General features: G+C 74.3%; 7 protein-coding genes. 2 read left to right on the top strand and 5 right to left on the bottom strand.

Annotated elements, in window-relative coordinates:
* Window positions 1-81 precede the first annotated feature (81 nt).
* On the bottom strand, window positions 82-3,681 hold the full coding sequence (mfd, locus tag EST92_RS12975) for a transcription-repair coupling factor (protein WP_129281084.1): 3,600 nt from the start codon (window positions 3,679-3,681) through the stop codon (window positions 82-84).
* A 263-nt stretch (window positions 3,682-3,944) separates the two neighbouring features.
* Here mfd and EST92_RS12970 point away from each other — a divergent pair, with 263 nt between their 5' ends.
* Window positions 3,945-5,507, top strand: coding sequence for an MFS transporter (locus tag EST92_RS12970; protein WP_254068792.1), 1,563 nt, complete (start codon window positions 3,945-3,947; stop codon window positions 5,505-5,507).
* Between the two features lie 16 nt (window positions 5,508-5,523).
* Here EST92_RS12970 and EST92_RS12965 read toward each other — a convergent pair whose 3' ends face one another.
* From EST92_RS12965 to EST92_RS12950, 4 genes are all read right to left on the bottom strand, one after another.
* Complete coding sequence (locus EST92_RS12965; protein ID WP_254068790.1) at window positions 5,524-6,462, bottom strand: cellulose-binding protein; 939 nt, start codon at window positions 6,460-6,462, stop codon at window positions 5,524-5,526.
* Window positions 6,463-6,639: 177 nt separating this feature from the next.
* Window positions 6,640-7,725, bottom strand: a complete 1,086-nt coding sequence (locus EST92_RS12960) for an LCP family protein (RefSeq protein WP_254068789.1) — start codon at window positions 7,723-7,725, stop codon at window positions 6,640-6,642.
* Window positions 7,726-7,878: 153 nt separating this feature from the next.
* Entirely contained in the window at window positions 7,879-10,740 is a 2,862-nt protein-coding gene (locus EST92_RS12955) for an SUKH-4 family immunity protein (RefSeq protein ID WP_174244004.1), read from the bottom strand.
* 5 nt (window positions 10,741-10,745) lie between these two features.
* Window positions 10,746-11,750, bottom strand: coding sequence for an HNH endonuclease (locus tag EST92_RS12950; protein ID WP_129281081.1), 1,005 nt, complete (start codon window positions 11,748-11,750; stop codon window positions 10,746-10,748).
* Between the two features lie 262 nt (window positions 11,751-12,012).
* On the opposite strand from EST92_RS12950, the gene EST92_RS12945 reads away from it, so the two are divergent.
* A complete protein-coding gene (locus EST92_RS12945; RefSeq protein WP_006605144.1) occupies window positions 12,013-12,525 on the top strand; it encodes a YwqJ-related putative deaminase in 513 nt (170 codons plus the stop codon).
* Window positions 12,526-12,531 lie beyond the last annotated feature (6 nt).

The following is a 12,531-nucleotide window of genomic DNA, read 5'->3' as shown; positions in this document are numbered from 1 at the left end:
ACCCCACCCCGCTCCCGCCGAAGGCGGGGAAAACTCCACGGAACAAACACGGCGGGAAACCCGGCAACGTGGGAAGCGGGCCTACGAGCCCACAACAGTGGCGAGGAACTCGCCCACCCACGCGAGTAGCTCGCGCCCAACCACCGGCTTGCCGCCGATCTTTCCCGTCGTAGGCCGCGGAACAAGAACTTGTTGCGCGGCCGGCTTGAGGACCGCCCGCGGATACAGCCGCTTGAGCCGCAGCTCCTGGGACTCGCGCAACTCCACGGGCCCGAAACGGATGTTGGCGCCCTGGAGCGTGATGTCGCAGACCCCGCACGCGCGGGCAAGCATCCGCAGGCCGGCGACCAGCAGCAGGTTCTCGACGGGTTCGGGCAGCTTGCCGTAGCGGTCGGTCAGCTCCTCGCGGACGGCCGCGATGTCCTCCTCCGAGCCGGCCGAGGCGATGGCGCGGTACGCCTGGAGGCGCAGCCGCTCGCCGGGCGCGTAGTCGTGCGGGACATGGGCGTCCACCGGGAGTTCGATCTTGACTTCGAGCGGGGGCTCCTCCTCCACGCCGCCTTCCAGGGAGGCGCGGTAGTCGGCGACCGCCTCGCCCACCATCCGTACGTAGAGGTCGAAGCCGACGCCGGCGATGTGGCCGGACTGCTCGCCGCCGAGGAGATTGCCCGCGCCGCGGATCTCCAGGTCCTTCATGGCGACGTACATGCCCGCGCCCATCTCGGTGTGCTGGGCGATGGTCGCCAGCCGCTCGTGGGCGGTCTCGGTGAGCGGCTTCTCCGGCGGGTAGAGGAAGTAGGCGTAGCCGCGCTCGCGGCCGCGGCCCACCCGGCCGCGCAGCTGGTGGAGCTGGGAGAGGCCGAAGTTGTCGCCGCGCTCGACGATCAGGGTGTTGGCGTTGGAGATGTCGATGCCCGATTCGACGATCGTCGTCGAGACCAGGACGTCGAACTTCTTCTCCCAGAAGTCGACGACGACCTGCTCCAGTTGGGACTCGCCCATCTGGCCGTGCGCGGTCTGGATACGGGCCTCGGGGACGATCTCGCGGAGCCGGGCGGCCGCCCGGTCGATGGACTCCACCCGGTTGTGGATGTAGAAGACCTGGCCCTCGCGCAGGAGTTCGCGGCGGATGGCGGCGCCGATCTGCTTCTGCTCGTAGGGGCCGACGAAGGTCAGGACCGGGTGGCGCTCCTCGGGGGGCGTGGTGATCGTCGACATCTCGCGGATGCCGGTGACCGCCATCTCCAGGGTGCGGGGGATGGGGGTGGCGGACATCGTCAGGACGTCGACGTTGGCGCGGAGCTTCTTCAGCTGCTCCTTGTGCTCGACGCCGAAGCGCTGTTCCTCGTCGACGATGACCAGGCCCAGGTCCTTGAACTTGGTCTCGGAGGAGAAGAGGCGGTGGGTGCCGATGACGAGGTCGACGGAGCCCTCGCGCAGCCCGTCGAGGACGGCCTTGGCCTCGGTGTCGGTCTGGAAGCGGGACAGCGCCTTGACGTTGACCGGGAACTGGCCGTACCGCTCGGTGAAGGTGCCGTGGTGCTGCTGGACGAGCAGCGTGGTCGGGACCAGGACGGCGACCTGCTTGCCGTCCTGGATGGCCTTGAAGGCCGCTCGCACAGCGATCTCAGTTTTGCCGTAGCCGACGTCGCCGCAGATCAGGCGGTCCATCGGGACCGACTTCTGCATGTCCTCCTTGACCTCGGCGATGGTGGTGAGCTGGTCGGGCGTCTCCGCGTACGGGAAGGCGTCCTCCAGCTCGCGCTGCCAGGGGGTGTCCGGGCCGAAGGTGTGCCCGGGGGCCGCCATCCGCGCCGAGTAGAGCTTGATGAGGTCGGCGGCGATCTCCTTGACGGCCTTCTTGGCGCGGGCCTTGGTCTTGGTCCAGTCGGCGCCGCCGAGGCGGTGCAGGGTGGGGGCCTCGCCACCGACGTACTTGGTGACCTGTTCCAGCTGGTCGGTGGGGATGTAGAGGCGGTCGCCGGGCTGGCCGCGCTTGGCGGGGGCGTATTCGACGAGGAGGTATTCGCGGGTCGCGCCCTGGACCGTGCGCTGCACCATCTCGATGTAGCGGCCCACACCGTGCTGCTCGTGCACGATGAAGTCGCCGGCCTGGAGGGTCAGCGGGTCGATGGTCTTGCGGCGGCGGGCCGGCATCCGGGCCGCGTCCTTGCCGGCCGCCTTCTGGCCGGAGAGGTCGGTCTCGGTCAGGACGGCGAGCTTCAGCCCCGGGTCGATGAGGCCGTTGTCGAGGGAGCCGCAGGAGACATGGACGACGGAGGGGGAGATCCGGGGCAGTTCGGCGTCCAGGCGGGCGGCGATGCCTTCCCCGCCGAGCACCTCGACCGTACGGGCCGCGGGGCCGTGCGCCTCGGTGAGGTAGACCGTACGCCAGCCGTCCGCGAGCCACTGCTTGGTGTCGGCGAGCGCGCGCTGGGTGTCGCCGCGGTAGGTGTCGGGGGCGTGCATGCCCAGCTTGAGGGTGTCGCCGTCCGCCGTCAGGTCCTCGTCGGCCGCGAAGGGGGAGACCGACCACCACATCATGCCCAGCTCGCGGGCCCGGTCCCGGACGTCGGCGAGGCCCCACAGGGAGGCGGCGTCCACATCGATCGGGGCCGCTCCCCCGCCCACCCGTCGCCCACCACCGCCCGTTGAGGAACGGACGTCGTCCGTGCTGGACATCGCGGCGGCCGCCCACGACGCCTGGAGGAACTCCTGGCTCGTCGCCACCAGGTCGGCGGCGCGGGTCCGCACCCGCTCCGGGTCGCAGACCACCGCCATGCTCCCGGCCGGCAGCACGTCCAGCAGCAGCTCCATCTCGTCGACCAGGACCGGGGCGAGCGACTCCATGCCCTCCACCGCGATCCCCTCGGCGATCTTGCCGAGGAGTTCGCCCAGCTCGGGGTGGCGCTCGGCGAGGGCGGCGGCGCGGGTGCGGACGTCGTCGGTCAGCAGCAGCTCCCGGCACGGCGGCGCCCACAGGCCGTGCTCGGCGACCTCCAGGGACCGCTGGTCGGCGACCTTGAAGTAGCGGATCTCCTCGACGTCGTCGCCCCAGAACTCCACCCGCAGCGGGTGCTCCTCGGTCGGCGGGAAGACGTCCAGGATGCCGCCGCGGACCGCGAACTCGCCGCGCTTCTCGACCAGCTCGACCCGGGAGTAGGCGGCCGCCGCCAGACCGTCGACGGTCTCTTCGAGGTCGGCGGTCTCGCCCGTGCGCAGACTGACCGGTTCCAGGTCACCCAGGCCCTTGACCTGCGGCTGGAGCACCGAGCGGATGGGGGCGACGACGACGGAGACCGGGCCGGCCGTCGGGTCGTCCGGGCGCGGGTGGGCGAGCCGGCGCAGCACCGCGAGGCGCCGGCCGACGGTGTCCGAGCGCGGCGAGAGCCGCTCGTGCGGCAGCGTCTCCCAGGACGGGAACTCGACGACGGAGTTGTCCTCGCCGGCCGGCATCAGGCTGCGCAGTGCGGCGGCGAGGTCCTCGGCCTCCCGGCCGGTGGCGGTCACCGCGAGCACCGGGCGGCCGGCCTGCCGGGCGAGCGCGGCGACGGCGAACGCGCGGGCGGCGGGCGGCCCCACCAGATCCACGTGCGGCCGCTTTCCGTCGGCCGCGGCCTGCACCGCTTCGGCGAGCGCCGGGTCCTGTACGACGGCGTCGAGCAGACCAGTCAGGCTCATGAAAAAGGTTCCGTCCCAGCGAGGCGAACAACACAGCAGCCCGACACGTCTCACGGGCCGGGGTTGCCAAGAGTACGCCCGCCCGCCGCCCGACCGGACCGGAACCCGGGACTGCCCGGTTGCCCGGCGACGAGGGCCGGCCTGCGCACCTGCGCGGTTCCCTCCCCCGGCGCCCGCATGGAAGGGTGCACGGTACAACGACCTTCGGAGGGGGAACGGTGAGCGGAAGCACCCGGCGGACCGGCCACAGCGGACGCGATGCCCTGCGCACGGCGGGCCCGGCGCCCGCGGGCCCGCCGCCCCGCCCCGTCGTCGCCGCCCTCATGCTCGGCATGGCACTGGCTGCGCTCGACTCGACGATCATCGCCACCGCCGTCCCGCAGATCGTCGGCGACCTCGGCGGCTTCGCGGTCTTCTCCTGGCTGTTCTCCGGCTATCTGCTGGCCGTCACCGTCACCCTGCCCGTCTACGGCAAGCTCTCCGACACCTTCGGCCGCAAGCCCATCCTGATCACCGGGATCGTGCTCTTCCTCGTCGGCTCACTGGCCTGCGCGGGCGCCTGGAACATGGCGGCGCTGATCGCCTTCCGCGTGGTGCAGGGCCTGGGCGGCGGCGCCCTCCAGGGGACCGTGCAGACCATCGCCGCCGACCTCTACCCGATGCGCGACCGCCCTCGGATCCAGGCCCGGCTCTCCAGCGTCTGGGCGGCCTCGTCGGTCGCCGGGCCCGCGCTGGGCGGGCTGCTCGCCGCCGGGGCCGGCTGGCGGTGGATCTTCCTGATCAATGTGCCGGTGGGCGCGGTGGCCCTGTGGCTGATCGTGCGGCACTTCGCCGAGCCGCAGCGGGGCCCGGAGCGCTCCGCGGCCCGCCGCCCCCGGGTCGACTGGCCCGGCGCCCTGGCGATCTTCGCGACCGGCGGGCTGCTGCTGACCGCCCTGGTCCAGGGCGGGGTGGCCTGGGCCTGGCGCTCCGTGCCGTCGCTGTTGCTGTTCGCCGGCAGCGCCCTCGGTGCGGCGCTCACCGTCCTCATCGAACGGCGGGCCGCGGAACCGATCATCCCCGGCTGGGTGTGGCGCCGACGCACCATCGGTGCCGTCAACCTCTCCCTGGGCGCCCTGGGGCTGCTGATGGTCGCCCCGACGGTGTTCCTGCCGACCTACGCGCAGGCGGTGCTGGGCCTGGGCCCGACCGCGGCCGGCTTCGTGCTCTCCGTGATGACCCTGAGCTGGCCGGTCTCGGCCGCCCTGAGCAGCCACGTCTACACCCGCCTCGGCATCCGCAACTGCGCGGTGCTCGGCATCTCCGCGGCCGGTGCGATCCTGCTCGCCTTCCCGCTGCTGCCCTATCCGGGCGCGGCCTGGCAGCCCGCGCTGATCATGCTGGCGCTCGGCGCGGCCCTCGGCCTCTTCCAGCTCCCGCTGATCATCGGCGTCCAGTCCTCCGTCGGCTACCCGGAACGCGGCACGGCCACCGCCTCCATACTCTTCTGCCGCCAGGTCGGGCAGTCCCTCGGCGCCGCGCTCTTCGGCGCGCTGGCCAACGCCACCCTCAACGACCGCCTCGCGCAGGCCCCTTCGGGCATCCGCCCCGGCCTGCCCGACGACCTCGACGCGGTCTCGCGCGCGCTGGCACACCCCGGCGCGCTCACCACCGACGCCATCGACTACCTCCGCCGTGCCGTCGACGCCACCGTCGACCACGTCTACCTCGGCGCCGCCGCGGCCGCCGCGCTCGCGCTGACCGCGCTGCTGGTGCTGGCGCCGCGGCGCTTCCCGGTGCATGCCGACGTCCGTGCGGCGGGCGAGAGCGAGCCGGGCGGGACCTGACGGGCCGGCGGCGGTCTCAGGAGTCCGCGCTGCCGCGGGTGCGGGGCACCTGCGTCTCCACGGTGTCCTCCGCGTCGGAGCCCGCGGACCGGCCGGGGCGGGAGCCGTGTCCGCCGTCCCGCGCCGCTGCCGTGCCCTCGCCGTCCTCCTCCGGGACCGGCGTCTTCCCGGTGAGCGCGGCCAGGCTGTTGCGGACGTGGTTCATGTGGACCCGGACCTCGGCCCGCTCCGCGTCATGGGCGGCCACGACCCGCTCCGTGGCCCGCTCGATGCGCTCGACCTCGGCGCGGGCCCGGTCCAGCATGCCGGCGGCGCGGCCGTCGGCGTCCTCCTGGAGGTGCCGGGCCTCCTCCTCCGCCGCCGCGTACAGCCGCTGGGATTCGGCCCGGGAGGCCTTCCCCCGGGCGTCCAGCTCGATGAGCAGCCGGTCGGTCTCCGCCTCCTGCTCCGCCAGCTCGCGCCCGGCCGCGTCCCACTCCTCGGACTGCCGCTTCTCCTGATCGCACAGCAACTGCGCGGTGCGGGCGCGCACCTGCGAGAGCGCCTCGGCCGCGTCGTCCCGCACCTGGGCGGCCTCCTTGGCCGCCGCGACCGCCCGCTCGGCGGCCTCGCCCCGCGCCGCCTCCTCCGTGCGCCGGCCCCATGCCTCCGCCTCGGTGCGCAGGGCGTACGCCGCCCGCTCGGCCGCGTCCTGGACCTCGTCCGCGTGGACGGCGGCCTCCTCGGCGGCCCGCCGGGCCTCCTGCTCCGCCTCGGTCCGCAGCCGCGCCGCCTCGGACTCCGCGGTCACGAAGATCAGCCGGGCCTCGCTGCCGAGGGACTCGAAGGTCTGCGGCGGCAGCTGCGCCACATAGGCGCGCAGCTCGGTGAGTTCGGCCTCCATCTCGTGGGAGAGCACGGTGAGCCGTGCGGCACGCTCCCAGCAGGAGTCGCGATCGACCGAGAGTCCCTCCACACGGCGGTCCACATCCTCGGGCCGGTAGCCGCGCCCTCGTACGGTCTCGAACCCGTGAGGCGAAACCGATGCACTCATCCTTCAAGCCCCTCTCCGCGCAATGACCCGCACTTCCCATGGGATCGGTTCGAAGCATCACCTTCGCGACACTCCACCCAACCCACCCCACAGGATGCGTTATTTATCGGCCGAAGTCGGAATCCGATCATCGTCGCGCAGCGCCTGGAACAACCGGCTCGCCCCGTTCTCCTCCCACTGCAGCACCGAGCCGACACCACCGACCATCACCCCCGGCCGTACGACGGGAACCGTCGTCGCGGTCCCCTCGCCCGCGGCGATCTGCCGCATCGACCTGCCCATACCCAGCAACTGGGCCAGATCCGCGTCCTCGTCCACGGTCAGCGCCGCGAGCGTGGCATTCATGACCCGCTTGGACCGGAACGGGTCGAGGAGCACGTCCGAGGACGCCATCCCGTCCGCCACCGCGCCGATCAGCTGCCGCTGGCGCTTCACCCGTCCGAGGTCTCCGTTGGGGTCGGCATAGCGGGCCCGTGCGTACGCCAGCGCCTGGGGGCCGTTCATGCGCCGGCAGCCGGCCGGGAAGTCCGCCCCCGACTTCTCGTCCTTGAGCGGCTCGTCCAGACACAGCCGCACCCCGCCCAGCGCGTCCACCACCTGCACCAGCCCCAGGAAGCTCACCTCGGCATAGCGGTCGATGCGCAAGCCGGTCGCCTGCTCCACCGTTCGGGTGAGCAGCTGCGGTCCGCCGTCGGCATAGGCCTCGTTGATCTTCCTGCTGCCGTGGCCCGGTATCGGCACATAGCTGTCCCGCGGCAGGCTGACCAGCGTGGGACCGTGATCGCCGGAGTGCAGCACCATGATCGTGTCGGTGTTCTGCACCCGGTCGTTGCCGACGTGCAGGTCCCTGCGCTGCTGCGGGGTCAGCGCGCTGCGGCTGTCCGAGCCGACCAGCAGCCAGTTCGTGCCCTTGCCCGCGGCCGGGCGCCCGGCGTACCCGCCCAGCGCGGCCACATGCCGCAGATTGCCCTCCGCCCAGATGTACAGCCAGGCCCCGCCCGCGACCACCAGGATCACCAGCACCAGCAGGGTCACCAGGGTCGGAGGGAGCCACGACCACCGGCGCCGGGGCGGCCCCGGCACACCCAGCGACCTGGCCACCCGCCGCCGGTGCCACCACCGTGTGTGCGCCGCCCGGTACGTCGTCGGCGACGACGCGGGCGGCGGGAGTATCGGACGGCCCATATACGCATGGTCGGGGCACCCGACCAGAACCGCAGGTCGAGCGCCCTGGCCGGCGGCGCGGGCCGGCGCCGGCCCGAACGTCCTGGCCGGCGGCCCGCGCCCGCGCCGGCGCGGGTCACCCAGGCGCCGGTCCACGGCGCCCGCGAACAGGACCTACAGCAGCCCGTCCCACATCTGCTCCAGCAGCACCGACCACCAGGTCTCCGGCGAGCCCAGCGCGGGCGGGTCCAGCGCGACCAGCTGTGCCTGGAAGTCGACGGTCCAGCGGCCCGCCTGCTCCGGTGTCAGCCCGTACCGCAGCCGCCACATCCGCCCCAGCATCGCCAGCGCGCGCACGAACTCCGGCAGCCCGGAGTTCACGAACTGCGGCGTCGCCGGCGCACCGCTCGGCCCGGCCTCCATCGGGACCGCCACGATGTGCGCGGTCCCGTACTGCACACACAGCTGACGGCCGAAGTCGTTGCCCATCACCAGGTAGGAACCGGCGTCCGAGGCCGGCTGCACCATGCGCTCCGCCGCCAGCTCCGCCAGCGTCGGCACCGGGCGGCCCGGCTGCGCCTGCGCCCAGAAGAACGGCCCGAAGTCGACCGGCAGCCCGGCCCACACCAGCATCTGGGCCACCACATCGGGCACCCCTTGCCGGGAGACCGCCCGCTGCTCGAAACGGAAGACGGCGTGCGGCCCGAAGGCCTGCTCCAGCTCCTGCCCGATCATCTGCGGCGGCACCGGCGGTATCGGCTGCACCTGCGCGGGGTGCGGCAACGGCACCCGCACCGGGGCCGGCCGCGCCGGACCGTCCGCGACCTGGTGCAACTCGCCCTGGTGCTCGACGAGATGCCGTACGCCCTGCTGCCGCGAGGCGTGGTCGCGGCCGTACGCGGCGGTGTGGCTGATCCGCACCTGCGGCCAGTTGTCCCGGATCATCCGGGCGCAGTAGCCGCCCGGCAGATCACAGCACTCCAGCTCGGTGTGCAGCTCCAGCACCTGCTGCGGCGGCACGTTCAGCGCGCGCAGCTCGTGCAGCAGCTGCCACTCCGGATGCGGCGTACCGGGCGCCGAGCGGCGCACGATCTTCTGCTCGGAGCCGTCCGGCCCGCGGTAGCTCAGTACGGCCATGTAGCCGGGGCCGACGGTCGGCTGGCCGCTGGGCGCCTGTGGGTAGCCGTACGCACCGGGGCCGCCGGGACCCTGGCCGCCGGGGGCCGGCGCACCGGCGCCGTGCGCACCGTGCGGGGCCGGCGGCGGGCCGGGCGGGGCCGTGGGCACGCCCGGCGGGGGCACGCCCGGACCGGCCGCCGGCGGCATCCCGGGCACGCCCGGCGCACCGGAGCCGCCCGGGCCGGCGGACAGCGCGGCGCCGTCCGCGAGCATCGTGGCCGCGGCATGCACCCCACCGCCCGCGGCGGGCGGGGGCGGCGGAGGCGGGCCGCCCTGCGCACCGGGGCCCTGAGCGCCCGCGGACGCGCCGGGCTTCCCGGACACACCGGGCTTTCCGGGCGGACCGGGCGGCTTGGGCGCGCCCGGCACCCCCGGAGGGGGCGGCGGCACACCGGGGCCGCCCGCGGCGCCGGGACCGCCCTGCAAGGACGCACCGTCGGCGAGCATCGTCGCGGCCGCATGCACCCCGCCGGAGCGGGGGCCGCCGGCGGCGGGGGAACCCGTGTCGCCGGGGGCACCGGCACCGGACCCGTCCGGGCCGCCGGGCGTCCCTGCCCCGTCCGGACCGTCCACCGCACTGAGATCCACGTCCGCCGCGTCCAGCTGCGACACCAGCTGCGTCGGGATGTAACCGCCGGCTGGGGCACCGGACGCACCGGGGCCGGACGCCGCCGGTCCGCCGGGCGGCGGCCCCTCGGCCCGGTGGGCGTCGGCCGCCGCGGCCTCCTGCGGGGCGCCGCCCCGGCCCGCGCCGGGAGGACCGGGAGGCGGCGGCGGGCCCGGGGCGGCGGCGTTACCGGGCAGCGCCGAGCCGTCGGCCAGCATCGTCGCCGCGGCATGCACCCCACCGCCCGCGGGCGGTGCCGGCGGCGCGGGGACGCCCGGTCCCGCCGCGGCGGCCGTACCGGCGCCCGGCGGGGGCGGCACATCGGCGGCCGGCGGACCGGACGGCGGCGGCAGCGCGGACAGCCCCGCGGCGGCCGGCGGCGCGGCGGGCATCGGCGGCGGCAGCGCACCGCCCTCGGGCCCGCCGGCCGGGTGCGGCCGCACCGCCGGCTCGCCGTCGGCCCCGGACCCGTCCGGCAGCTCCAGCGCGGGCGCGACCTGCGTACGCGGCAACTGGCTGCCGCCCTGGAGGAGTTCGGTCTTGGCCTCCGGGCGCGCCCGCGGCACCGACGGGGTGTCGTCCGTCCCGTCGAAGCCGGCCAGCGGCGGGGCGAACACCGTCTGGGGCAGCCCCACCGAGCGGTCCTCGGCCCCCGCGCCGTGCGTCGTGTCGGTCCCGGCCCACGAGCCCGGCGCCCCGGAATCCGGCGCACCGGCGCCCGCGTCCGGACCCGAACCGTCCCGGGCGGGCCCGCCGTCGGCGGCGTTGACGTTCACCTCGGCCCAGGCGTCCGCAGGCGTGGGCGGCGCGACGGGCGGCGGCGTCGGAGCCCCCGTGTTTCCCGTCCCCGTGTTTCCCGCGCCCGACCGGTCCGCGCGCCCGCGCGCGTCCGCCGCCTCCTGGAGCCACTCCGGCGGCGTCAGCAGAAACGAGGTGGCTTCCAGGTCGATCCGCTGCGGCGGCTCCGGCGCGGCGTACCCGCCGTCCGCGGGGGCGCCGTAGTGCTCCTCGTAGCGCCGGATCACCTCGCCCACCGGCAGCCCCGGCCACAGCGTGGTCTCCCCGCTGTCCCGCGCGATCACCAGCCGGGCCCGGCCGCCGCCCGTCGACGGCCCCCCGTCCCGGTCCTCGGCCCAGACCACGAAGCCCAGGTCGAACTCCCGCACCTGGACCGCACGGTGGAGGTGCGGCGGCACCTCGCCGTTCACCCACTGCTCCGCGCGCTCCTGCGCCTGCGCGAACGTCACCACCGTGCTCAGCCCCCCACCGCAACCTGGTACGCGAAACCGCCGTCGACCATCAGGTTCGCCACGGTCTCCAGCTCCGGCGGGTTGCCCGCCAGCCGGAGCAGAAAGTCGTCGAAGTCCGTGCCGCACGGCAACAGCAGCCGCTCCACCCGCTCCTGCACCGTCCAGCCGTCCTGGTCCCGGGCGTCGTCGTACGGGCAGAACCACACCGAACCGAGCGCCTCGCCGCGCACCCTCACCGCGACCACACCGCCCTGCGCGAACGCCACCCCCAGATAGTCCTTGGTGAAGTGGTCCCGCAGGCACTTGTTCACATAGACCAGATCGTTGACCGCCGCGTCGTCGCGCACCGTGAAGAACGGCTGGTCGACCAGGAGACCCAACTCCGCGTCGAGTGCCGCGCCCACCGGCGCGCACCCGCCCGCCGCTTTCAGGAAGGCGCGGTACGCCCCCGGCAGCCGGTAGCCCAACGACTCCTCGGCCTGCGCCAGCTGCTCCTCACCCACCGACAGTTCGCGGTGCGGCAGCCCGAAGTGCGCCGGCCTCGTCTCCTGCAACGGCCGGGTGCCGCGCCGGTCGTGCGCCACCGGGGCGGTCGCCAGCCCGCCGTGATGCCGCAACAGCGCCTTCACCTCGACCGGGACCAGCTCCATCCGCCGGGTGCCGGCCACGTGGTGCCAGGTCCAGCCGTGCGGGGTCGCCACCGCCGGCACGTCGGTCCACAGCTCGTGCCCCTGCGCGTGCAGCGCGGCATTCGCCGAGACGTAGTCCGTCAGCCGCAGCTCGTCGACGCCGAAGCCCTCCGGCGGCTCGGCGATCTCCACCGCGGCGCGCGCATAGGGCGTGAACTGCGGGAAACCGCGCTCGTCCATCCGCACGCCGGCCGGGTACCGCGCGGCGCGGACCGGGTCCGGGAAATGCACGACCTGTCCGGCATAGGCGGCATTCGGTGGCGCGGCATGTCCCGCCGCGCGGGGGCCGGGGAGTGCCCCCAGCCCTTGACCTGTCGTCATCGCGGTTGCCCCCTGGCTGAAGCTGGCTTTGCAGCACAGCCTAAGCCGTACGGCTCCGCCCTCCGCCGCCCGCGTCCCCGCACACGTCAGCCCGGCGACACACCGACGTCACCCGCCGCCGACGCCCCGTCAGCTCCTCGTGAGATCATCGACAGGCCGCCCGACTACCGCAACACCCAGCACCTTTGGCAGGCTGACCCTCCCCCACCTTGGGCGGGGGGACCCCCAGCACATCGGGGATTCGGGGAGGGAAAGCACCACCATGAGCACCACTGCACGCCACCACAACTCAGCCGGCGACCCCCGCATCGGCTGGAGCGGCACCGCCGACACCCATCGCGCGCCCGCCCTCCACCATCGCCGCGACGGCATCCTCCCCACCATCGGTGCCGCCCTGTCAGTACGCGGACAAACCCTCACCTGCACCGCGAGCAAGGCGGAACAGCCGCCCACGCTCCACCCCCTGGTCCAGGATTTCCTCGACACCCTCGCCACCGCACAGCGCGAACGTTTCACCGGGCGCTGCCCCGAAGCGGTCCTGCTCTCCCGCCACCTCACCGCCGTCGAGGCCAACCGCGGCAAGCGCGCCTCCCGCAAGCCCCTGACCAACGGCGAGGCCCGCCGCTCCCTCAAACACTCCAAGATCACCGCACGCCACATCCGCGAGGACGGCGACCCCCAGCACGGCAGTTACGCCCCGCCCTGCCGCTCCTGCGACGCCCTCCTCGCCCACTTCGGCGTCATGCCCATCGGCGCGACGCCCACAGGAAGCTGACCGTCA

This window comes from Streptomyces sp. TM32 (assembly GCF_004122755.1).
In the GTDB taxonomy this organism is placed as follows: domain Bacteria; phylum Actinomycetota; class Actinomycetes; order Streptomycetales; family Streptomycetaceae; genus Streptomyces; species Streptomyces sioyaensis.
Note: the sequence above shows the minus strand (reverse complement) of the source record. Positions and strands in the feature narration are given on the sequence as shown.